The organism is Flavobacterium azooxidireducens, from assembly GCF_023195775.1.
GTDB lineage: Bacteria > Bacteroidota > Bacteroidia > Flavobacteriales > Flavobacteriaceae > Flavobacterium > Flavobacterium azooxidireducens.
Window position 1 is genome coordinate 3,551,498 of the sequence record NZ_CP096205.1, and the last position, 21,747, is coordinate 3,573,244.

At 33.5% G+C, this 21,747-nt stretch carries 23 protein-coding genes and 1 riboswitch; of the genes, 2 read left to right on the plus strand and 21 right to left on the minus strand.

Translation table 11 applies throughout. The features are described from left to right. Window positions 1–12 precede the first annotated feature (12 nt). The 13 genes from M0M57_RS15350 to M0M57_RS15410 all read right to left on the minus strand — a co-directional run bounded on the left by M0M57_RS15350 (window position 13) and on the right by M0M57_RS15410 (window position 14,278). A complete protein-coding gene (locus tag M0M57_RS15350; protein WP_248433979.1) occupies window positions 13–675 on the minus strand; it encodes a response regulator transcription factor in 663 nt (220 codons plus the stop codon). Next, on the minus strand, window positions 672–1,985 hold the full coding sequence (locus M0M57_RS15355) for a DUF3570 domain-containing protein (protein WP_248433980.1): 1,314 nt from the start codon (window positions 1,983–1,985) through the stop codon (window positions 672–674). The genes M0M57_RS15350 and M0M57_RS15355 overlap by 4 nt, the downstream gene beginning before the upstream one ends. A gap of 15 nt (window positions 1,986–2,000) precedes the next feature. After that, complete coding sequence (locus M0M57_RS15360; protein ID WP_248433981.1) at window positions 2,001–2,210, minus strand: DUF4266 domain-containing protein; 210 nt, start codon at window positions 2,208–2,210, stop codon at window positions 2,001–2,003. A gap of 64 nt (window positions 2,211–2,274) precedes the next feature. Beyond that, complete coding sequence (locus M0M57_RS15365) at window positions 2,275–3,264, minus strand: FAD:protein FMN transferase (protein WP_248433982.1); 990 nt, start codon at window positions 3,262–3,264, stop codon at window positions 2,275–2,277. Beyond that, window positions 3,265–3,699 (minus strand): thioredoxin family protein, encoded by a 435-nt coding sequence (locus tag M0M57_RS15370; protein ID WP_248433983.1) that lies wholly within the window; start codon window positions 3,697–3,699, stop codon window positions 3,265–3,267. It abuts the gene before it with no gap. Between the two features lie 78 nt (window positions 3,700–3,777). Further along, window positions 3,778–5,805, minus strand: a complete 2,028-nt coding sequence (locus M0M57_RS15375) for a hypothetical protein (RefSeq protein ID WP_248433984.1) — start codon at window positions 5,803–5,805, stop codon at window positions 3,778–3,780. 28 nt (window positions 5,806–5,833) lie between these two features. Beyond that, window positions 5,834–6,289, minus strand: coding sequence for a hypothetical protein (locus tag M0M57_RS15380; RefSeq protein ID WP_248433985.1), 456 nt, complete (start codon window positions 6,287–6,289; stop codon window positions 5,834–5,836). Window positions 6,290–6,641: 352 nt separating this feature from the next. Next, complete coding sequence (fabG, locus tag M0M57_RS15385) at window positions 6,642–7,388, minus strand: 3-oxoacyl-[acyl-carrier-protein] reductase (RefSeq protein ID WP_248433986.1); 747 nt, start codon at window positions 7,386–7,388, stop codon at window positions 6,642–6,644. 153 nt (window positions 7,389–7,541) lie between these two features. Beyond that, window positions 7,542–8,852 (minus strand): Na+/H+ antiporter NhaC family protein, encoded by a 1,311-nt coding sequence (locus M0M57_RS15390; RefSeq protein WP_248433987.1) that lies wholly within the window; start codon window positions 8,850–8,852, stop codon window positions 7,542–7,544. 63 nt (window positions 8,853–8,915) lie between these two features. Continuing rightward, window positions 8,916–9,012: riboswitch (SAM-I-IV-variant riboswitch) on the minus strand. A gap of 54 nt (window positions 9,013–9,066) precedes the next feature. Beyond that, window positions 9,067–10,218, minus strand: a complete 1,152-nt coding sequence (locus M0M57_RS15395; protein ID WP_248433988.1) for a hypothetical protein — start codon at window positions 10,216–10,218, stop codon at window positions 9,067–9,069. 14 nt (window positions 10,219–10,232) lie between these two features. Then, window positions 10,233–11,111 carry a pirin family protein gene (locus M0M57_RS15400; RefSeq protein ID WP_248433989.1) on the minus strand — a complete coding sequence of 293 codons (879 nt, stop codon included), beginning with the start codon at window positions 11,109–11,111 and terminating at the stop codon, window positions 10,233–10,235. Between the two features lie 88 nt (window positions 11,112–11,199). After that, window positions 11,200–13,593 (minus strand): DUF7619 domain-containing protein, encoded by a 2,394-nt coding sequence (locus tag M0M57_RS15405; RefSeq protein ID WP_248433990.1) that lies wholly within the window; start codon window positions 13,591–13,593, stop codon window positions 11,200–11,202. A gap of 151 nt (window positions 13,594–13,744) precedes the next feature. Continuing rightward, window positions 13,745–14,278 carry a DUF1697 domain-containing protein gene (locus tag M0M57_RS15410; protein ID WP_248433991.1) on the minus strand — a complete coding sequence of 178 codons (534 nt, stop codon included), beginning with the start codon at window positions 14,276–14,278 and terminating at the stop codon, window positions 13,745–13,747. A gap of 234 nt (window positions 14,279–14,512) precedes the next feature. Between M0M57_RS15410 and M0M57_RS15415 the strand changes: the two genes are divergently transcribed. Then, window positions 14,513–14,728 (plus strand): DUF2683 family protein, encoded by a 216-nt coding sequence (locus tag M0M57_RS15415; protein ID WP_248433992.1) that lies wholly within the window; start codon window positions 14,513–14,515, stop codon window positions 14,726–14,728. Continuing rightward, the gene (locus tag M0M57_RS15420; protein WP_248433993.1) at window positions 14,713–14,994 is read left to right on the plus strand and encodes a Txe/YoeB family addiction module toxin; all 282 of its coding nucleotides are present in this window, start codon (window positions 14,713–14,715) and stop codon (window positions 14,992–14,994) included. The genes M0M57_RS15415 and M0M57_RS15420 overlap by 16 nt, the downstream gene beginning before the upstream one ends. 55 nt (window positions 14,995–15,049) lie before the next feature. Here the strand turns inward: M0M57_RS15420 and M0M57_RS15425 are convergent, their stop codons facing one another. The 8 genes from M0M57_RS15425 to lpxD all read right to left on the minus strand — a co-directional run bounded on the left by M0M57_RS15425 (window position 15,050) and on the right by lpxD (window position 21,730). Continuing rightward, on the minus strand, window positions 15,050–15,478 hold the full coding sequence (locus M0M57_RS15425) for a hypothetical protein (protein WP_248433994.1): 429 nt from the start codon (window positions 15,476–15,478) through the stop codon (window positions 15,050–15,052). 78 nt (window positions 15,479–15,556) lie between these two features. Further along, on the minus strand, window positions 15,557–16,429 hold the full coding sequence (sucD, locus tag M0M57_RS15430; protein ID WP_248433995.1) for a succinate--CoA ligase subunit alpha: 873 nt from the start codon (window positions 16,427–16,429) through the stop codon (window positions 15,557–15,559). A gap of 110 nt (window positions 16,430–16,539) precedes the next feature. Then, complete coding sequence (locus M0M57_RS15435) at window positions 16,540–16,902, minus strand: nuclear transport factor 2 family protein (protein ID WP_248433996.1); 363 nt, start codon at window positions 16,900–16,902, stop codon at window positions 16,540–16,542. A 1-nt stretch (window position 16,903) separates the two neighbouring features. Then, window positions 16,904–17,833: a UDP-3-O-(3-hydroxymyristoyl)glucosamine N-acyltransferase gene (locus M0M57_RS15440; RefSeq protein ID WP_248433997.1), complete on the minus strand. Its 930-nt coding sequence runs from the start codon at window positions 17,831–17,833 to the stop codon at window positions 16,904–16,906. A 55-nt stretch (window positions 17,834–17,888) separates the two neighbouring features. After that, a complete protein-coding gene (gene efp, locus M0M57_RS15445; RefSeq protein WP_248433998.1) occupies window positions 17,889–18,455 on the minus strand; it encodes an elongation factor P in 567 nt (188 codons plus the stop codon). Window positions 18,456–18,511: 56 nt separating this feature from the next. Continuing rightward, window positions 18,512–19,297 carry an acyl-ACP--UDP-N-acetylglucosamine O-acyltransferase gene (lpxA, locus tag M0M57_RS15450; RefSeq protein WP_248433999.1) on the minus strand — a complete coding sequence of 262 codons (786 nt, stop codon included), beginning with the start codon at window positions 19,295–19,297 and terminating at the stop codon, window positions 18,512–18,514. 10 nt (window positions 19,298–19,307) lie between these two features. Then, window positions 19,308–20,705: a bifunctional UDP-3-O-[3-hydroxymyristoyl] N-acetylglucosamine deacetylase/3-hydroxyacyl-ACP dehydratase gene (locus M0M57_RS15455; protein ID WP_248434000.1), complete on the minus strand. Its 1,398-nt coding sequence runs from the start codon at window positions 20,703–20,705 to the stop codon at window positions 19,308–19,310. Next, window positions 20,705–21,730: a UDP-3-O-(3-hydroxymyristoyl)glucosamine N-acyltransferase gene (lpxD, locus tag M0M57_RS15460; RefSeq protein ID WP_248434001.1), complete on the minus strand. Its 1,026-nt coding sequence runs from the start codon at window positions 21,728–21,730 to the stop codon at window positions 20,705–20,707. The genes M0M57_RS15455 and lpxD overlap by 1 nt, the downstream gene beginning before the upstream one ends. Between the last annotated feature and the right edge of the window lie 17 nt (window positions 21,731–21,747).

Consider the following 21,747-nt stretch of genomic DNA (forward strand, 5'->3'; position numbering starts at 1 on the left):
ATTGTAACTACCTTAATCATTAGCAATATAACCAACACCTCGAATGGTTTTAATACTTTCATCTTCTTTAGAAAGATTGAGTTTTTTCCTGATAGCATTCATAAACACATCAATTACGCCGGTATCATATTCAAAATGAATATCCCAAACATCTTCAATAATTTGATTTCGAGTGCATACTTTTCCTTTGTTTTTGATTAAATATATCAAAAGTTCGTATTCTCTTTGCGTCAATGAAATTTCATTATTTTCTGAAAAAACCTGGTGTTTTGATTGGATAATTTTAATCTTTCCTAAGGTCAAAACATCAACTTCCTTGGTGGTTCTAAAATGAATTTTTATTCGTTCTAACAATTCTTCAAAACTAAAAGGCTTTTTGATGTAATCATTGGCTCCGGCTTTCAATCCTTCGATGGTTTCTTGAACAGTATCTTTGGCTGTTAAAAAAATAATTGGCGTTGCGGTATTGTTTTTTCTAAAGGATTCACAAACTTTTAACCCAGAGAGTTTAGGCAACATCCAATCTAATAAAATTAAATCGGGTTTATGGCTAATTGCCATTTCTAATCCTGATTGACCGTCATTGGCAACCAAAACTTCATAGCCTTCTTCTTCTAAACCTTGTTTTAGAAAATTGGCAATTCCTATTTCATCTTCAACGACTAAAAGTTTCATTTGTCCAATACAAATTTAATTCCGAAAGATACAATATTTGCCTCTAACCCATCACTTCTAGAATAATGATTATATCTGAAATCGATATTTTTTATGCCAAATTTCCAGATTTTAGAAGTGGTGAAAATATCGGTATAATTCACTCCAAATCCGTATTGATGAGCATCAAATGTTGATAAATCATAATCGGAAGTATAATATTTTTCTGTTGAAAGATGCTGTTCGTTTGGAGCAAAATACTTCGATTCAGATTGCGTATAAAAACGATACATCGGAAAAACAGTAAAACGATCTGTTATTTTATACGGCAATTCGATACTTGCCGTGTGCGAACTAATTCCCCAATTATCCATATAAAAACGATAATACGTTCTGAAAACAATTTTTTCATTGATGTAATAATTCAAACGAGCACCAATTGGCAATTTAAATCGACTATCCGGTAATCGTTCTATATCATCTGCTAACTGAAATTCATTAATAAACGAATCACTCACATCAGCAAAGTAAACGCGTTGATACGGTGTTGAAAGTAAGCCTTGTTGATGTAAAATATCTGCAAAAAAGGATAATTGTGTTTTCTTATTCAGCACTTGCGAAAAGCTGAAAGAAAGAGCAAAAGAATTTCTATTTTTTTCCGGTTGAAAAACAAAATTGGTTGGGTTGTAATTGGTATTTCCTGTGATCGTAAAATCATCAAAAATTCCACCATTCAAAGTATTTCCATTATCAGCAAAATCTTGTAATTCTTTGGGATAAATGGGCTTCCAGGTATCTAAATAAACATTGGCAGCAATTCCCACTTCAGTATTTTTATCGTTAAATAATTTTGTTAAACCGCCACCAAAACCAATGGAAGAATAGTCATATTCTACTGATCCGGAAATATGTGCATTCCAAATCGTATTTCGATCATTAGAACTATGACTGTAATTCACAACCAACGTAGTTAAAACATCCTGAGCAGAAGCACCCGAACTAGCTTGCCACGGACTTGGTGTTGCACTATCAAACGGATTGATATTTCCTGAAGAAGCCGATGAATAGGCAGAAATCCCCATATCTACTGTTAAAACATCGTCGTCGTTTAGTGGAACGGCAACAACAATAGTTGGTGTAATATCGGTTAATTCCTCCATCCCATTTCCACCGGAAACCGCTGAATGAATTCCGTCTTGTTTATAATAACTCATTAAAAAATCGACTTCAACCGATTCGAGCACACGTTTTTTGAATACGAGCGTAGAATCTTGTTCTTGTCCAAAAAGCGAAAAAGAACAAAGAAAGAGTAAAAGAAAATAATTTTTCATTGTTAATTTGAGTAATTAGTTACAACCACAACCACCACCTGTTTTGCCACCATTGGCTCCGGCTGCTGCTTCGCGATAGACTTGAAAATTGGTTTCAAAACGTTCGGAGGAACGAGCGGCTAATTTCATATCAGGATCATTGATTTTTTCTTTTTCGTATTCTTTTACGGAGTTACAGGATTGAATTGCGAAGAGAATTAGGGCAAGAATTGTTATATTTTTCATTTTACTAATTTTTAGAACACAGATGACACAGATTTATAAAATTTTAATGTTTTTTTCTCTCTAATTATTGCTTGTCAAATTTCTTCATGTCAATATTTTTAGAGGTATGCACCACACCTTTATCATCAACAATAATGCATTCAATTCCATTGATTTGATTTACTAAATCGAGTCCGACCTCAATGCCGAGAACGAAAATTCCGGTAGCCAGTGCATCGGCGAGTTCTGTGGTTTTTGCAAAAACCGATACACTAACAATTCCGGTGGCAGGATAACCTGTTCTTGGATCTATAATATGTGAATATCTCTTTCCGTTGAAAGTGACAAATTTTTCATAATTACCGGAAGTTTCTACAGCACTGTCTTCCAAAGGGAAAGTTGCAAACACTTTATTTTTATTCATTGGATTCACGATGGCTACTGTCCACGGTTTTCCATCAGGTTGTTTTCCCCAAGCAAAGATGTCACCGGAGACGTTGACAATTCCTGATTTACAATTGTTTTCGATTAATAAAGCTTTGACTTTATCGGCAATATAACCTTGACCAATGCCGCCTAGACCGAGTTTCATTCCTTTATTTTTTAGAAAAATTGTAGATTCTTTTTCGTTTAGGATAATATTTTGATAACCTACTTTAGCAACTGAATTTTTGATGGCTTCTTCGGTTGGCATTTCTTTCATGCTTCCGTCGAACTTCCAAATTTTATCCATGGAAGCATAGGAAATATCAAAAGCTCCGTTAGTTAATTTTGAGATTTTAATGGCTCTTTCAATCAATTCAAAAACTTCTTTATCCACTTTTACCGGAGCAATTCCGGCACTTTGATTAACTTTTGAAATTTGTGTAGTTGGAATCCAATCGGAAATTAAGTTTTCAATGCGTTTAACTTCATCAATAGCTTGGTTAATATATTGATTACCTTGAACGGTATCTGTTGCAACTACAGTCATTTCAAAAGGACTGCCAAGCATAAATGTCTTTTTAGTGTGAACAATTTGTGCGGAAGAATTCCACAAAAAGAAAAGACTACAATATAAAAGAATCGATTTCATTTACTTTTCGAATTTTTTAATCATCGCTATGTATTCGGCAGGTGATACATTTTTGAATCCGGTCATTCCAAGCACTTTTCCATTTTTATCCAACAAAACTACCAAAGGAAAACTTCCACCTTTGTTGTATTTTTCGGCTAATACTTTATTTTGCTCTGTTATTTCAGGAGCCAATTGATTGGCTTTTTTCTTTGGAAAATCGGCTTTATATGTCACCCAGTTTTTTTCAGCTTCAACTTTAAATTCAGCTGACATCCAAATGTTTTTTTCTAATTTCATACAAGGAGCACACCAATCGGAACCGGAAAAAACCAATACAATATTTTTGTTTTCCTTGATAGCAAGAGATTGTGCTTCTTCAAAATTGGTTTGCCAGTTTTGAGCATAAAAAAAACTCACTGTAAAAAGGAATACGATAGAAATGTAACTTTTCATTTGCTTTATTTTGATGTAAAATTAACGCAAATGGAATCACATTATTAGTGAGAGGAATTCAATTAAGTAAATCTTAAGTTATAGTAAACCGTTATACTTTCTAATAAACCATTCTGAAACCAAAGCAAGAGAAATAATAATAAGTAACCAAACCCAATCGATAATTGGTGTTTTTTTGACTATTTCTTTTTGGATGGGTTTGTAGTTTTCGTTCGCCAATAAAGATGCAATTAATTCATCTATTTGAGTAGCCAGAAATGTTTTTCCGTTAGTTTGAGTAGCCAATTGGTTTAGTTTAGCATAGTCCGGATTAACAAATTGTTTTTCAATATCAAAATCTAACACTTCAAAAAAGCCTGAATAGGACGTTTTTGAATTGTTTTCGGTTACGGTAAACGAATAATTTCCGGCAGAGAGTCCGTCTAAGTTTACTTTATACGAATTAGTTGATTTTAGTAAATCATACGATTTTGTTTGATTGGTTGCTTTGTTTTTTACCGTTATGGATAAACGAGCATTGTCGTCAAACTCATAGTTTTTATTGAAATACTGAGCATTAATTTCGATAGCATCGCCTGAGTTATAGAAATTTTCGTGCGTTACAACCAATGATTTTCGTGCATTGTTTGACGACAAAAACTGAATTGTTTTATCGATAAACACATCAAATTTTTCAAAACTTTGTTGATCGATGTGGCTTTGTAAACGCCATTTCCAAATATTTTCACCTAATAAAAAAGCGGATCGTTTTCCTTGGTTTTCAGTATAAGCTAATAACGGAGAATCGAGTTCGACGTTACGAATTCTGGCTCCAATTAATTTATCATAGTTCGATTTTGACGTAATTGTTCCAAACGGATTTTGCAACGGAGGAAAATTTTCAAAACCAATATTGTCGATTGCAAAAAGGTTGAATTGCGAAGAAAAAGTAGACAAATAATCTTCTTGTTGACCACTCATTTTGAATTCAAACGTAGTTTGTTGTTGGTTTAAAAAAGTGAAATCAGTATGCAATCCGGTGACAATCCAAGTGTTTAAATTGGCTAGATTATTTTTTTCGAAAACTGATTTGAATTCGGAAGTTGGTTGGTATAAAATCAATACATTAAAATCTTGTAATGAATTGATTTGATTTGGTTTAACAATCGTTACTTTACGTTGTTGATTAGTTTCAATGGCACGTTTTAACGCTCCGATATCGGGATGATTGATAGAAGAAACAATCGCAATTTCAGACTTTTGATCGATGATTTCTACGGCAAAATTCTTGGTGTTGTTGTACGTGTTTTTTTCCGGTTCTGATGAAGCAATCGTTGCTTTAAAAACTTGTACTCCTACTTTTTCGGCGGGCAATAAAACGGTGATTAATTGTGATTTTTGGCTGTTAGAAAAGCTTACATTTTGTTTGCTTAAAATCGAATTTCCTTGCGAAATGGAAAAAGTGGCATTCACATTTTTATTCCCGGAATAATTGACAAAAACCTCAACCGGAAATTTATTTTTGAGAAAAGCGTATTTGTTGACGTTGAGTTGACTAATTTTTAAATCCAGAACTGAAGTCGTGTCGCCCAAAACAATTGGGTAAACTGATTTATTTTCGTCAAAAGAATATATGTAATCGCTTCCTTGCGTTTGATTTCCGTCGGTAATGATCACGGTGGGATGATTGACACTTTTGTGGATGCTTTTCAGCCCTTTTCCTACTCCATCGATTCGTGTTTGTGTTCCTTTGAAATCATAAGTCTCCGCAGATTCCAATTCGCTTGAAAATTGATAGGATTGTACTTCGTATTTTTCTTGTAAAGCGGAATTGGAAGTCAGTTTTTTATAAACTTCTAACGCTGATTCGTTGGAGTTTAATTCAGTAATTGATGACGAATTATCGACAATAATTGGTAACGGAATTTTGATGGTTTCAAATGATTTTCGGGTGAGAATTGGGTTGATTAATAAAACCAACAATCCGAAAATGGCAATGAAACGCAAAAAAGCCAAGAACCAATTGATTTTTGAACTGGTTTTGGCTTTATAGAAATATTGAAAAAATGATACTCCTCCGGCCAGTATTACTGAAAGTAAAAGTAAAAGGACGGTGGTTGTGGTCATTTTGTTATGCTTATAATTAATTTAAACATTAATAACGAACTGTTCTCATTGTTATATCTTCATTATATTTTTCATAGAAAATTTCCACTTTTTCAGGATTTAGTTTTCCCTCGGTATCTAATACTTTCTCTTTAATCAAAAGACCAATAAGTTTTTCCATATTTTTTCTTGAATTCATTCCAATTCCAGAAAAAATTAGCCTAACATTTTTAGATTCTACTTTCTTTTTTAGAGTTAAAAAATTTAAAATGAAATAATCGTCATCTGAATATCCCCTAGTAGCATTTTCATCATACTTATAAAAAATAATTTCTTCATCAGAATCTAACGAAAAAAAAGAATGTTGATGAACATTAATCTTCTCATATTTCAGGATTGATTTTGAATCTACAAATACTTTCCCATCTTTTATTTCAACTTCTTGAGCATAAAAAGATGTTATTCCAAAAATCAAAAATAAACTTGTAATAATCTTATTTAGCATAACTTTTAGTTTAAAATTAATATTTACTAATATAGTACTTTTTTTAGCCCCGATGGTAGTGGAAAGCTTTTTTAAGGAAAATTTTTAGTTTTGCTGCCGAACAAAAGCGACCAACGGAAGCTCTTTGGGTGGCTTGCAAAACTTAATTTTTCTTAAAAAACTTGTAACGGACAGCGGGAATAGCTTCTTATCAGTTTTCTGTTGTCGGTTATCGGTTGTCTGTTTTCTGTTTTCTAGCCTGCTTCGCAGGAGAATTCTATTTCGACTTCGTCGTCTTGCGAATTGACAAACTGTGTGTGAAAACTGTGACTGAAAACTGTGACTGCGACTGGAAACTGCGACTGAAAACTGACTACGTCAACATTCCCCCATCAACATTCATCACTTGTCCGGTTACGTAGGCACTCAAATCTGAGGCTAAGAAAAGACAGGCATTGGCAACGTCTTCCGGTGTTCCACCACGTTTTAATGGGATGGAATCTCTCCAGCCTTGCACGACCTCTTCGTTTAATTTTCCGGTCATTTCGGTTTCGATGAAGCCTGGTGCGATGGCGTTGCAACGGATGTTTCGCGAACCTAATTCTAGGGCAATTGACTTAGTAAAACCAATCATTCCGGCTTTTGAAGCGGCATAGTTGGCTTGACCGGCGTTTCCTTTTACACCCACCACAGAACTCATATTAACGATAGAACCTTTGCGGTTTTTCAACATAATTTTCTGAACGGCTTTGGTCATATTGAAAACCGATTTTAGGTTGATTTCGATGACTTTATCGAAATCTTCTTCGGACATTCTCATTAAAAGGTTGTCTTTTGTGATTCCGGCATTGTTGATTAAAATATCGATGGTGCCAAATTCTGCCAACACATCGTCGGCTAATTTTTGAGCTTCGTTAAAATCGGCTGCGTTTGATTTGTATCCTTTGGCTTTGATTCCTAAAGCGTTTAGTTCGTTTTCTAAAACCAAAGCTGATTCGGCAGACGAACTGTATGTAAATGCCACATTTGCTCCGTGTTGAGCAAAAACTTTAGCGATTCCGCTACCAATTCCGCGACTGGCTCCGGTGATGATGGCTACTTTTCCTTCTAATAATTTCATGCTATGTTTGTTTGTTTTGTTTGATTTGAACGACAAATATAAGTAATTCTATTGGCAGAATATTACTGGTATTTGGTGTTTTGTTGTTAAAAGAAAATTAAAATTGAGTTTTAGTTTATTTCTGTTTTTTATTCGAATTTAATGAATTTTCGTTTACGCTGTGTATTTCAAAATTAATTTATCCCAATATTTGCTGTAGATTGCCAAGATTGTGAACAGGAACAAGAACAAATAATACCAAGCATTGAACAATAAGTCTGTCCAAGTTAAAGCTCCTCCGGCAAAACTAAGGATGAGTAAAACTTGTGCTCCGTAAGGCAATAGTCCTTGAAAAATACAGGAAAAAATGTCTAAAATAGTTGCTGTTTTTTTAGCACTTAGTTCGTATTCATCGTTAATTTCTTTGGCAATTCCGCCCGTTACAACGATGGAAACGGTGTTGTTTGCAATGGCAACGTTAACCAATCCAACCAAGGTTCCTATTCCCATTTGAGCCGAACGTTTAGATTTTATTCGCTTTTTAATTTGATGGAGAATAAATGCAATTCCCCCTGCTTTATCAACCATGGCTGCCAATCCACCCGTGAGCATGGAGAGCAAAAAAATATCGGTCATGCTTGTAAAGCCTTTATAAATGGTTTGAGAGAAGGATAAAAGTGTAAAATCGCCTTGATAAAATCCGATTATTCCCGCTGTAATTATTCCGATTACAAGAGTGGAAAAAACATTGATTCCGAGTAAAGCCAAAACGATTACTAAGAGATAAGGAATGATAGTAATGAGTTGATAACCTTCTTGTTGTAAGCTTACTTCAGTTGTACCATATCCTAAAAAAAGCAAGAGTAAAACCGTGACAAATGCGGCCGGCAATGCAATGAATAAATTGACTTTGAATTTGTCTTTCATCTTACATCCGAGCGATTGTGTTGCGGCAATAGTGGTGTCTGAAATGAGTGAAAGATTGTCGCCCAGCATTGCTCCACCCAACAACGCTCCTCCAATAAGCGGCAACGAAGAACCTGATTTATCGGCTAATGAAATGGCGATTGGTCCAAGAGCAACAATTGCTCCAACCGATGTTCCTGTGGCTGTGGATAAAAAAGCTGCAATCAGAAAAATTCCTAAAGGAAAATAAGCCGAATTGATGTTTTGGATTCCGAAATTTACCACCGAATCTACGCCACCCATTGTTTTGGTTACAGTGGCAAATGCACCAGCCAAAAGATAAATTAGACACATGGTGATGATTTTTGAATCGCCACAACCTTTGATTAAGGCTTGAATTTTTTCTTCCGAAGAAAGTTTGAACAACAAAAAAGCTGCTATAATTCCGAGTATAACAGCAATTGGAGAAGGTAGAGCATAAAAATCATTAAGAACGATTCCGCTACCGAGAAAAGTAAAAATAAATACGCCTAAAGGAAGTAAGGCTAAAGCATTTCCTTTGTTTTGAGTTTGATTCATAGAGCAATTTTTTACGTTATTGTTTAACGAATCCATTGCTTACTTGTCTAAAAATGGCATTGAAATGACAACATTTTTTCCAACAGAAATTGGCTTATCGTTTTAGCACCTTGCTTGTTGTTGCAGGTTGCTATCTTTGAAAAGATTCGTGATAACGGCGGCAAAATTAAATGAAATGAATGAATTAAAAAAATAGTTAAGGTTAAAGAAATGTTTATTTTGCTTCTGAACTTGAGTTTTCGTTTTTACTTACAGAGTAAAATACAGTTACGGTATTTCCTTGTCTGGTTGATAATTTTTCGATTAAATATTTTTCATTTTCATAGCGAGCTAAAAGCGAGTCTTGATTCTCAAGTGTTCGTTTGAATGAATTTTTTCTAATATCATTATCCATAAACATGATAAAATCTCGTTTTGGAATGTAGAAAATACTTTTCCCCGCTCTTTTTATGTAGCATTCTCTACTGGGATTAACCCAACATTCTAGCTCAACGTTGTAACTCCATCCTACAGACATTGTACTTAATTTTTCTTGAATTTGTTTGTCTGACAATTCTAAAAAAGTGAATAAATCTTTAAAAAAGACATCTCGTTCTTCTGTTTTATAAACTTGTTTTATACTTTCTTTAGAATTGAGAAGTTTGATGTTGTTTGTGTTTTCACTTGAATATATAATGTCAATCTGTTGTCCTTTGTAAAAGTGATTAAATTGATAGGATGGAATTTCGATTGTTCTACTGATGACTTTATTCTCTTTTGTTCTAAATTTTACGGTTATTTCTGCTTCATCGGGTCGTCTTCGTCTGATTCCGCCTCCTTCATAATAATTTCCGTTTACCACTATTGCTTTTGTTTCTACTTTGGTTTCTAGTAGTCTTTTTTCGGCTCCACTTTCAATTAACCAAGAGATTAAAAAATAAAAAATTACAGCCGGAATAGCTGCTAATAATCCGAAAAAGGAAAAGAAGTTTCCTAAATCGAAATCTAACGAAGGGTTTACGTCTATATTTTCAGGTTTCCATGAATTATAAAAAACAAACATACAATACATTCCTAAACATAAAAGTAATGTTCCAAAAATGGAAAGAATTCCAACGTTTGTAACAATATTTTGTTTTGGAAGTAGAATAAAGAAAACTAAAAGTGTTACCACGGTTACTGCTGCAGCAGAAAAAAACACAATTCTGTTTCTTTTGATAATGAACTCTCTTTTGTATTGAGCGTATAACTTATTGGCTTCTTCTTTGATGTGGATTATTTCTTCTTCTGTTAAATTACTGGAATTTAACAATTTATCAATTTGATAGTTTAAGGTATTGCTTTTTTGTAAATCAAAAACCTTTTGGATAAGTTGATTGTTGTTCATTTAATTTATATGTTTTAAAATCCTTCTGGTAAAGGAACATAGGTTTCATCATTTTGCACCATGGGAAACGTTTTATTTCTCCAATTTTCTTTTGCTTTTTCGATGGTTGATGGATCGGATGCCACAAAATTCCAAAAAATTTGACGTTCTTGCTCAAACGGTTGACCGCCAAAAAGAATAATGTGCGAGTTGGGATGGATGGTGAGCGAACACGCATCTTCTGCTTTGGAAACTAGCATATTTCCTTTTTCTACATGGTTATCACAAGCTTGAATGGATCCTTCTACGATGCAAATTCCGATTTCGCCACGCACTTGTCCGTTAATTTGAAGTTGGTATTCTTCCTCGGTTTTAATTTCCACCATGAACATATCTGAAAATACGGGAACGGGAGAATTTTTTCCGAAAGCGGTTCCGGCAACGAGTTTAAATTCGGCACTTCCCTCCTGCCATTGCGGTAGTTCGTTCGCATCAAAATGATGGAATTCGGGCTGCATAAATTCTTTTTCTTTGGGAAGTGCGACCCAAATTTGATAGCCGTGCATGGTGAAAATGTTTCCGTTTCTGAGTTCTTGAGGCGTTCGTTCGGTGTGCGTAACGCCGCTTCCGGCAACCATCCAATTGACTGATCCGGGTTGGATTTTGACTTTCGTTCCTAAGCTATCTTCGTGCATAACGGCTCCTTCTAACAAAAAAGTCAATGTTGCCAGACCGATGTGTGGATGCTGATCAACATCCATATATTTTTCAGGGCCTAACTCTGTTGGCCCCATGTGGTCGATAAAAATAAACGGTCCGACCATTCTCTTTTTACGAAAAGGGAGAATTCTGCCCACTAAAAAATCGCCGATGTCGCGGCTGCGTTCTTCTATGATTAAATCGATGTTTGACATGATACAAGTTTTTTATAAAAATAAAGAAAAGTTATGAGATAAAAAAAGCTCTATCGAAGTAGAGCTTTTTGGTATAGAAAATGTGTTTTTATAGTTTAATAAATTTTGCTGTTGAGCTACCTTTATCTGTAAACACTTTTATAAAATAACTTCCTGATTGTAAGTTTGAAACGTTTATTTCACCATTTTCAGCATGAATGGTTGTCATTATAATTTGTCCGAGTGTGTTGTAAATGGAAACTGATTTTACATCAATTTCACTTTTCACTTTAATATTTAAAATATCTTTTGCCGGATTTGGGAAAATTGTGAAATTAGTTTCAAAATCAAAATCTTGATTGCTCAAAGCTGTAACTGTTGTTGAAGTAGTATTGGTTATGATAGGAAAGTTATAATCAAAATAAATATTAGCTTTATTGGTAAACGTATTACCAACCACCAAATTAGGTTTCGTTTTAATTTTGAAGGCTACATAACCATCGTTATTTTCATCATCAAAAGGAAGGTTGATGTTTTCGAAAATGAATTCTACTTTGTTGCCATTAATTCTGGTAAATAAATCATGACTGCTACTTTGAGGAATTAAAGTATTTATTTCAAATTTTGTGGTATCAATAACATCGGCAATTACTACATTTTCGGCAGCAAAAGTTCCTGTGTTTTCAAAACGAATTACGTAATGCACATATTGACCAACCATATTTGGTGAAATTGTGTTGCCTTCTAAACAGGTTTTGTCATTTGGATCGTAGGAGTTCACAGCGGTAACCTTTATTTGAGAATGATTATCTGCTGGTACTTCATCATTTTCAATTGGTAAAATTATCGCATCAAAACCTAAATCATCACCCGCATTTACTGGAGGTGTTTCCATTGGAGAATTTATATTCAAAATTATTATGAATTCACGAACTTCTGTTGGCATCAGGTCGAGATAATTCATATTAATAAAATTTGTAGTTTGATTATAACTATTTGGAGAGCAACTCACAAAATCCATTAAAGTATCATCATATGTAAATAGAATACTTCCAGATTGTATTTGCGTTCCTTTATTTTTGTAAAGAATTTTCAAAGTAGAATTAAAACCAGGTCTAGAAGGAGTGATAGGTAAGACAGTAACTTCTACATCATAATGAATTCCGTTGGGTGTAATACAGAAGTTTTGAATAAAAGGACTTGTTTCGGAAGGGAAATCTATTGATACCGATGTTGGAGTAATAGTATAATAACTTGGGCTTTCTAAAACTGGTGTAATCGAATAACTTCCTTCTTGGATTGGAACTAAATAATTTCCAGAAGTATTAGTAATTAATGTCCCAGACTCTATTCCATTTGAGATTGTAAAACTCAAATTTGAATAATTTATATCTGAGTCATCACAACCATTATTGTTACTGTCATACTTTGTATCTCCTTGTATAGTATAAAATAAACCTCCCGGCACAAAAGAACAGTAAGTATTTGCATGGGAATTTGTATAACCATAATCAATTATTTTTTGTTGAACCATTGCTAAATCATTTTCATTTACGCAAACATATTCTAAATTTGGATTTACATCAAAGTTTAGATTATTCCAAAATTGATTGTTATTTTTAATATTTAAATATGTTAATTGATTGTTGCTACAATATAAAGTCTCCAAATCAACATTTTGAGAAAAATCTAAACTATTTAATTCATTATTAATACAATATAAACCCCTCAAAGCAATATTTTGTGTAACATCTAAGCTAGTTAATTGATTGCCATTACAAAACAAATTTTCCAAAGCTACATTTTGTGTAACATCTAAGCTAGTTAATTGAATGTTACTACAAGATAAAGTTTTCAAAGCTATGTTTTGTGTAACATCTAAACTAGTTAATTGATTGCTACCACAAGATAAATAAACCAAAGCTATATTTTGTGAAATATCTAAACTCGTTAATTGATTTTGATCTAATGATAAAGTTGTCAAAGCTAGATTTTGTGAAACATCTAAACTAGTTAATTGATTTTCATTTAATGATAAATAAGTCAGAGCTGTATTTTGTGTAACATCTAAATTAGTTAATTGATTTCTATCATAAAATAAAAATTCTAGTGCTAGATTTTGTGAAAGATCTAAACTAGTTATTAGATTTTGATTTAATGATAAAAAAGTCAAAGCTGTATTTTGTGTAATATCTAAGCTGGTTAATTGATTAGTAGAACATTTTAAACTTGTAAGATTTATAAATGCCTCAATTCCCGTCATATCTTGTATATTAGAGTAACTCACATCGAGTTCAAAGACATTTAGAGCTTCATTTTCCTGTATTTCCCCGTCATTATTAATATCAATCTTAAAATATTGACCTTCAGCATTTACCGCAATAGCATTTTCTGGACTTGCCTCCAACAACTTCGCCTTAAAATTTGCATCAGGAATATCAACTATCTGAGCATTACCAATAAAAAAAGAAATAAATAAAACTAAAGTGTAAATTTTCTTCATAAAAAGTATTTGAAAATCAAATATATAAAAAAAGTCTTTCCAAGTACGAAGAGACTTTAACAATTGTATTAATTTACTGTAAAGTTTAGAAAATCTATCCCATATAAACTTTTAAACTTTTAAACTCTTAAACCTTTAAACTTTTAAACCATTAAAATAGTTCAATCAACTTATTCACCGTATTCCAATTTCGGGTGGTGGCATTCACATTTAACTTCTTTTCAATGTATTTTTGAGTTAATTTTGTATTTCCTGCACCCGTTTCTAATTTCATGTAGATTCTGTTTCCGTCGATAAATGCTTCATCGGGTTTGAATTGACTTATTTTTAATTCGTTTATCGCTGAATTGGTTAATTCTTTTGAAATAAAGGCAACATATAGTTTCTTAGCATCAACTCCTTTTTCTTTAAAAAACGGATTATTAGTTAGGCATTTTTCTAAATCAGCTTTACTAATTACTATAACCGGCACATCAAAACCCAAGTGTTTAGCTATTTCTTGTTTGATGGTAAAACCAACACTATGCGAATTTTCATCTTCCGATTCTAAAAAAACATTTCCGGATTGAACATAGGTTTCTACATTTTGAAATCCACTATCTTCAAGGATGGTTTTTAAAGTCTCCATTTTAATCATGTTGTGACCGGATACGTTGATGCCGCGTAATAGTGCTAGGTGTTTCATTGGGGTTGGTTTTTTTTTTGAGATTTTTAAAATTCTATCAAATATTAAAGGTTTACATATAAAAAGTAATTTTGTAGAACAGAATTCTCATTAAATATTCCAAAAATAACCTAATTTTATCAATAATCATATAACAAACTTATTACACTTATTACAACCCAATTCTTCCTTAAAAGAATTTTAAATTTTTTATTGAATTAAAAAAAATTGTAACTTTGATTAAAATAATTGATTATGACTACAATAACTTTAAAAATAAACGAAAAAACTAAAAAAGGAAAGGCTTTTTTAGAGATGGCTCGTGCTTTTTTTGAAAACTCAAAAGAGATTGAACTTATTGAAGAAGTTGAAAGTCCTTATAATGATGAGTTTGTAGAAAAAATAAAAAAAGCTCATGCCAGTAAAAACAGAACTAGAGTTACATCAAAAAATCTATGGGAAAGTATTTAATCGAATTGACTGACTTAGCCAAAGAACAATTACAAAAACATAAAAAAGCAGGAAATAAATCAACTATTTCAAAACTAAATAAAATTTTTGAAGATTTAGAAAACCATCCATTTGAAGGTGTTGGAAATCCTGAAGCCTTAAAACATCAATTAAGTGGATTTTGGAGTAGAAGAATTAATCAAAAAGATAGATTAATATATTCAGTTAATGAAAATTTAGTGCTTGTAGAAGTAATTTCTGCGATGGGTCATTATAATGATAAATAATCAAAAAAGGTTCCCCCATCACAAGAAAACCTTTTTACATAATTACAAAATAATTTTAAAAAGCCACATTCCACCTCGGTAACTTCCCATTTTCCTTTAAAAACAATTGTAAAATTTGTCCTTCAACAAAAGTTGGAATTACTTTAGTTTTGTTGTTATAAGTTTCATACCAAAAAACCTCAACTGCTTCAATTTTTTCTAATTGCAATTGTGTTTTCCAAGAATATTTACGAGCGGTTTTTGCAAATTGATGACCGTTAACGATTTTTTCATACAAGCCACCATTTTTTGCTTTTAACGTTCCATCATTTTGAACTGTTCCGGTAGAGCCGACCATAATTAATGTTTTATTATCTTCTTCGATACTATATACCAAAAATACACCACTGGCATCATTTGGAGCATTACAAACTACTTCCAAATCATCGTTTGACGAAAATTGAAAACTTCCACTATTTTTAAATTTGCTTACTTCTTTATACATTTTTATGCTTCTATTTTATATTGAAAAAAATAAGCCCTGACTAATCAAGGCTTATCATAACTTTATATTTTTGGATGATTATCCTAAAACTTCTTTTACTTTTTTACCAATTTCAGCCGGAGAATCTACTACGTGGATTCCGCTTTCTCTCATGATTCTTTTCTTTGCTTCTGCTGTGTCATCTGCACCACCAACGATAGCACCTGCGTGACCCATTGTTCTTCCTTTTGGAGCTGTTTCACCTGCGATAAAACCAACAACCGGTTTGCGGTTACCGTCGGCTTTGATCCATTTTGCTGCATCAGCTTCTAATTGACCTCCGATTTCACCAATCATAACGATACAATGTGTTTCAGGGTCATTCATCAATAATTCTACTGCTTCTTTGGTTGTGGTTCCAATGATTGGATCTCCACCAATCCCGATAGCAGTTGTAATTCCTAATCCTTGTTTTACAACTTGGTCAGCCGCTTCATAGGTTAACGTTCCTGATTTTGAAACGATTCCAACGTTTCCTTTTTTGAAAACAAAGCCCGGCATAATACCTACTTTAGCTTCTTCCGGAGTGATTACACCCGGACAGTTTGGACCGATTAATCTACAATCTTTGCTTTTAATATAAGCGTATGCTTTAATCATATCTGCCACAGGAATTCCTTCTGTGATGGTGATAATTACTTTAATTCCGGCATCGGCAGCTTCCATGATGGCATCGGCAGCAAAAGCGGGTGGAACAAAAATGATGGTTGTATCTGCTCCCGCTTTTTCAACAGCATCTTTTACTGTGTTGAAAACCGGACGGTCTAAATGGGTTGAACCACCTTTACCCGGAGTAACTCCACCTACTACATTTGTTCCGTATTCAATCATTTGAGAAGCATGGAAAGTTCCTTCGCTTCCTGTAAATCCTTGAACAATTATTTTTGAATTTTTATTGACTAAAACGCTCATGATTGTGTTTGTTTGTGTTTAAATTTCGTTTTGCAAAAGTAATTCTTTAGAAAAAGATAGTTTACTTTTTTTATGTTTTTTTTTAATTAATTTACAAAATTAGTATCTAATTAAGGTAATTGACTCATTTGATACCCTCGGAATAATTTACCGTCTTGAATTTCCCAAATCACAAAAAAATAGGCTAACCGGTTAATTTGGTTCGGATTTTCGATGGTTGTTCCAAAATGAGTATAATGAACGGAAACTAAATTGTCTTCGGCTAAAATTTTATGAATCTGAACGACAAATGTTTCGTATCCAATCTTTAAATCATTTGCCATTTGAATCAATTCGTTTCGGTCTTTTTTGAAAAAACCTTTGCTACTGTTCCATTCCAAAATTACATCAGGATGCAAAAAAGTTTCCAATGTGCTACTGTTGTACAACGCATCAGAATTATAAAACGCTTGAACTAATTCTTTTGGATTCATTTTATTTTAATTTTTCAATTATCTCAGGAATTCGTTTGATATTAGCTAATTGTTTTAGTTTTTCTCTTGATTCTTCGATTGGTGTACCAAAGTAGGTTTTTCCGCCATCCACCGATTTTGTCACGCCGGTCTGTCCCATAATCACTGCTTTGGAACCAATTGTGATTCCACTTGTTGTGCCTACTTGACCCCATAAAGTTACTTCGTCTTCGATGATTACGCAACCTGCAATTCCGGTTTGTGCGGCAATTAAGCATTTTTTTCCGATAACGGTATCATGACCAACATGCACTTGGTTATCAATTTTTGTTCCGGCACCAATGGTTGTATCGCCCGTTACACCTCTATCGATGGTGCACAAGGCTCCAATTCCAACATTATCTTCAACCACTACTCGACCTCCGGAAAGTAATTGATCAAATCCTTCTGGTCTTTTCTTATAATAAAAAGCATCAGCTCCTAATATAGTTCCGGCTTGAATCATCACATTATCACCAATTACACAATGATCATAAATAGAAACATTGGCGTGGATGAGACAATTTTTACCGATTTTCACATGATTTCCAACAAAGCAATTCGGTTGAATTACAGTTCCTTCGCCAATTTGAGCAGAAGTTGAAATCGATACATTTGAATAAGTAAACGGTCTAAAATGATTCGTTAATTTATTAAAATCACGAAAGGGATCATCAGAAATCAACAAGGCTTTTCCGTCAGGACAATCCACTTGTTTATTGATTAAAACAATAGTTGCTGCCGATTGAAGAGCTTTATCATAATATTTCGGATGATCAACAAATACAATATCGCCGGGTTCAACCACATGAATTTCATTCATACCTTGAACCGGAAAATTATCATCTCCCACAAATTCACTTCCAATAATTTGAGCTATTTCTTTGAGCGAATGCGTTTTTGGAAATTTCATAAAACTTGAAATTTGTTATTGAAATTGATATTGATTTTGTATTTGATTTTTGAAATTATTCTTTCACACGCTCCATGTATGCACCCGAAGCCGTATCAATTTTAATTTTATCTCCTTCATTAATGAATAAAGGAACGTTTACACTTGCACCTGTTTCCACTTTAGCTGGTTTTGTTGCGTTTGTAGCGGTATTTCCTTTTACACCCGGTTCTGTATAAGTTACTTCCAAAATAATTGAAGCCGGCATATCTACTGATAAAGGTAAGTCGGTTTCTGTATTAATTTGAACCATTACGTTAGTTCCTTCTTTCAATAAATCCGGAGCATCTAACACATCTTTGTTTAGTGTAATTTGCTCAAAACTTTCTGTATTCATGAAATAAAATTCAGTTCCTTCTGAATATAAAAACTGGAACGTATGCGTTTCTACACGAACTACATCAATTTTATGCCCGGCAGAAAATGTATTGTCTAACACTTTTCCGTTGGTTAAACTTTTTAGTTTTGTACGAACAAAAGCCGGTCCTTTTCCAGGTTTTACGTGGAGAAATTCGATAATTTTATAAATATCGTGGTTGTGTTTGATACATAATCCGTTTCTAATATCTGAAGTACTTGCCATTCTTGTTTTATTTTAATTTTTTGTATTTCTGTTTCTAATTTCTGAATTCTAATTTTCTAATAAACTCCTGTATAACCTTTCATCACTCCTCGTGAAGAGTTTCTGATAAACTGAAGAATTTCATCACGTTCCGGTGAAGCAGCCATTTCTGCTTCAATGATACTTACTGCTTGTGATGTGTTATAATTTTTTTGATATAATATTCTGTATATTTCTTGAATTTCTCTGATTTTTTCGGATGTAAATCCTCTTCTTCGTAATCCAACTGAATTAATTCCAACATAAGAAAGTGGTTCTTTTGCCGCTTTTGTAAAAGGTGGAACATCTTTTCTTACCAACGAACCTCCTGAAATCATCGCATGATCGCCAATATTAATGAACTGATGCACAGCAGCTAATCCGCCAATAATAGCAAAATTACCTACGGTAACGTGGCCGGCTAGAGCTACTCCGTTCACAATAATTGCGTTATCTCCAATGTGACAATCGTGTGCCACGTGAGCCGTTGCCATTATAAGACAATTTTTGCCTATGGTTGTTTGACCGGAAGCAATTGTTCCACGGTTGATGGTTACACATTCACGAATAGTGGAATTATCTCCTATAATTGCCAGCGAATCTTCGCCACCAAATTTTAAATCTTGCGGAACCGCCGAAATTACAGCTCCGGGAAAAATATTGCAATTCTTACCAATTCTGGCACCTTCCATTATGGTTACGTTGGAACCAATCCAAGTTCCTTCGCCAATAACGACATTATTATGAATGGTTGTAAACGGATCGATAACTACATTTCGTGCAATTTTTGCTCCTGGGTGTACGTATGCTAAAGGTTGATTCATAGTTTAGTTGTTAGTTCTTTTTGGCAATTTGTGCCATTAGTTCGGCTTCAGCAACCAATTTTCCGTTGGCATACGCATTGGCTTGCATGTGACAAATTCCGCGACGAATTGGCGTAATCAAATCACATTTAAAAATTAATGTATCACCCGGCAACACTTTGTGTTTGAATTTTACATTATCAATTTTCATGAAATAAGTAAGGTAATTTTCAGGATCAGGAACAGTACTTAGCACCAAAATCCCACCTGTTTGAGCCATTGCTTCTACAATTAAAACGCCTGGCATTACCGGAGCATCTGGAAAGTGACCTACAAAAAATGGTTCGTTCATGGTTACATTTTTCAATCCAACCACATGAGTATCTGATAATTCAAAAATCTTATCTATTAACAAAAAAGGTGGACGGTGTGGCAACATAGCCATAATTTTATGAATATCCATCAACGGTTCTTGATGTAAATCATACGTTGGCACCTGATTTCTTTGTTCTATTTTAATGATTTTTGCCAATTTTTTTGCAAATTGAGTATTTACAAAATGTCCTGGTTTGTTGGCGATAACTTTACCTTGAATTCGAGTTCCAACCAAGGCTAGGTCACCAATTACATCTAATAATTTATGGCGAGCTGCTTCGTTAGGATAATGTAATGTTAGATTATCTAAAATACCGTTTGGTTTAACTGAAATTTTATCTTTTCCAAAAGCTGTTCTTAAATTTTCCATGGTTTCTGCTGAAATTTCTTTGTCAACATAAACGATGGCATTATTCAAATCGCCTCCTTTTATTAAACCATTATTTAAAAGCGATTCCAATTCATGCAAAAAACTGAATGTTCTGGCATCAGCAATTTCCTTTTTAAATTCATCAATACTTTTCAAGGTTGCATTTTGTGTCCCTAATACTTTAGTACCAAAATCAACCATTGCAGTTACTTGATAAGAATCAGACGGCATCACTAAAATTTCACTTCCGGTAGCTTCATCTGTATAAGAGATAACTTCTTTTACAACATAGACTTTTCTATCGGCTTCTTGCTCAACCACTTCTGCTTGCTCAAGAGCTTCAACAAAAAATTTAGAAGAACCATCCATAATAGGTGGCTCTGAAGCATTTAGCTCAATAATAAGATTGTCAACATCGCAACCAATACAAGCAGCTAAAACGTGTTCTGACGTTTGAATTTTAACCGCATTTTTTTCTAAATTGGTTCCACGTTGAGTATTTACCACATAATTTGCATCTGCTTCAATGATTGGATGACCTTCTAAATCAACCCGAACAAATGTAAATCCATTGTTTACAGGAGCTGGTTTAAATGTCATAGTTACTTCCTGACCGGTGTGTAATCCTACTCCTTCTAAAGTAACTTCGTTTTTTATGGTTTTTTGTTTAACCGATTGTACCATTATTCTTTAGTTATTGTTTTTTTTAATACTTCTAAATCGTTCACTATTTTTGGTAAATTTTTAAAATGTACGTATGATTTGCTATAATCTCCGTAATTAAAAGAGGGTGAACCTTGAACTGTCTCGCCATCTTTTAGATTTTTACCAATTCCGGATTGAGCTTGTATGCGAACTCCATCACCTATAACAAGATGTCCTGCAATTCCAACTTGACCGCCAATCAAACAATTTTTTCCTATTCTTGTTGATCCTGCTATGCCTGTTTGTGCTGCAATTACTGTGTTTTCGCCAATTTCAACATTATGAGCAACATGAATTTGATTATCAAACTTCACTCCTTTTCTAATAATTGTTGAACCTAATGTTGCTCTGTCAATGGTTGAACAAGCTCCAATTTCTACATTATCTTCTATGATAACATTTCCTATTTGTGGAATTTTATCATAACTTCCATCGGCCATTGGTGCAAATCCAAACCCATCAGAACCAACGATTGTTCCGGAATGTATGGTGCAATTATTACCAATTTCAGTTTCAGAATAAACTCTTGCACCAGCGAAAAATACACAATTATCGCCAATTATAACATTATCTCCGATAAAACTATTTGGATAAATTTTTACATTACTGCCAATTTTCACGTTTTTACCAATGTAGCAAAAGCTTCCTAAATACAATCCTTCACCATACGTAACTCCTTCAGAAACAACTGAAGGTTGCTCGATTCCGGATTTCATCAATTTTACTTGATTGTAATATTCAAGTAATTTTGAAAAAGATTTGTATGCATCTTCAACCGCGATTAAAGTTGCCGAAATTTCCTGTTCCGGTTCAAATGATTTATTAACTATTACAATTGATGCTTTTGTTGAATAAATATAATTTACATATTTTGGATTGGCTAAAAAGGTAAGCGATCCTTCGGATCCTTCTTCGATTTTTGACAATTTATAGACTTCAACATTGGTATTTCCAACGACTTCGCCTTCTAATATGGATGCTATTTGTGCTGCAGTAAATTTCATTCCGACAAAAATATAAA

What these genes read in the sequence shown, in the direction of transcription:
- M0M57_RS15350 (WP_248433979.1), bottom strand. Translation starts at nt 675, where the DNA reads ATGAAACTTTTAGTCGTTGAAGATGAAATAGGAATTGCCAATTTTCTA.
- M0M57_RS15355 (WP_248433980.1), bottom strand. Translation starts at nt 1,985, where the DNA reads ATGAAAAATTATTTTCTTTTACTCTTTCTTTGTTCTTTTTCGCTTTTT.
- M0M57_RS15360 (WP_248433981.1), bottom strand. Translation starts at nt 2,210, where the DNA reads ATGAAAAATATAACAATTCTTGCCCTAATTCTCTTCGCAATTCAATCC.
- M0M57_RS15365 (WP_248433982.1), bottom strand. Translation starts at nt 3,264, where the DNA reads ATGAAATCGATTCTTTTATATTGTAGTCTTTTCTTTTTGTGGAATTCT.
- M0M57_RS15370 (WP_248433983.1), bottom strand. Translation starts at nt 3,699, where the DNA reads ATGAAAAGTTACATTTCTATCGTATTCCTTTTTACAGTGAGTTTTTTT.
- M0M57_RS15375 (WP_248433984.1), bottom strand. Translation starts at nt 5,805, where the DNA reads ATGACCACAACCACCGTCCTTTTACTTTTACTTTCAGTAATACTGGCC.
- M0M57_RS15380 (WP_248433985.1), bottom strand. Translation starts at nt 6,289, where the DNA reads ATGCTAAATAAGATTATTACAAGTTTATTTTTGATTTTTGGAATAACA.
- fabG (WP_248433986.1), bottom strand. Translation starts at nt 7,388, where the DNA reads ATGAAATTATTAGAAGGAAAAGTAGCCATCATCACCGGAGCCAGTCGC.
- M0M57_RS15390 (WP_248433987.1), bottom strand. Translation starts at nt 8,852, where the DNA reads ATGAATCAAACTCAAAACAAAGGAAATGCTTTAGCCTTACTTCCTTTA.
- M0M57_RS15395 (WP_248433988.1), bottom strand. Translation starts at nt 10,218, where the DNA reads ATGAACAACAATCAACTTATCCAAAAGGTTTTTGATTTACAAAAAAGC.
- M0M57_RS15400 (WP_248433989.1), bottom strand. Translation starts at nt 11,111, where the DNA reads ATGTCAAACATCGATTTAATCATAGAAGAACGCAGCCGCGACATCGGC.
- M0M57_RS15405 (WP_248433990.1), bottom strand. Translation starts at nt 13,593, where the DNA reads ATGAAGAAAATTTACACTTTAGTTTTATTTATTTCTTTTTTTATTGGT.
- M0M57_RS15410 (WP_248433991.1), bottom strand. Translation starts at nt 14,278, where the DNA reads ATGAAACACCTAGCACTATTACGCGGCATCAACGTATCCGGTCACAAC.
- M0M57_RS15415 (WP_248433992.1), top strand. Translation starts at nt 14,513, where the DNA reads ATGACTACAATAACTTTAAAAATAAACGAAAAAACTAAAAAAGGAAAG.
- M0M57_RS15420 (WP_248433993.1), top strand. Translation starts at nt 14,713, where the DNA reads ATGGGAAAGTATTTAATCGAATTGACTGACTTAGCCAAAGAACAATTA.
- M0M57_RS15425 (WP_248433994.1), bottom strand. Translation starts at nt 15,478, where the DNA reads ATGTATAAAGAAGTAAGCAAATTTAAAAATAGTGGAAGTTTTCAATTT.
- sucD (WP_248433995.1), bottom strand. Translation starts at nt 16,429, where the DNA reads ATGAGCGTTTTAGTCAATAAAAATTCAAAAATAATTGTTCAAGGATTT.
- M0M57_RS15435 (WP_248433996.1), bottom strand. Translation starts at nt 16,902, where the DNA reads ATGAATCCAAAAGAATTAGTTCAAGCGTTTTATAATTCTGATGCGTTG.
- M0M57_RS15440 (WP_248433997.1), bottom strand. Translation starts at nt 17,833, where the DNA reads ATGAAATTTCCAAAAACGCATTCGCTCAAAGAAATAGCTCAAATTATT.
- efp (WP_248433998.1), bottom strand. Translation starts at nt 18,455, where the DNA reads ATGGCAAGTACTTCAGATATTAGAAACGGATTATGTATCAAACACAAC.
- lpxA (WP_248433999.1), bottom strand. Translation starts at nt 19,297, where the DNA reads ATGAATCAACCTTTAGCATACGTACACCCAGGAGCAAAAATTGCACGA.
- M0M57_RS15455 (WP_248434000.1), bottom strand. Translation starts at nt 20,705, where the DNA reads ATGGTACAATCGGTTAAACAAAAAACCATAAAAAACGAAGTTACTTTA.
- lpxD (WP_248434001.1), bottom strand. Translation starts at nt 21,730, where the DNA reads ATGAAATTTACTGCAGCACAAATAGCATCCATATTAGAAGGCGAAGTC.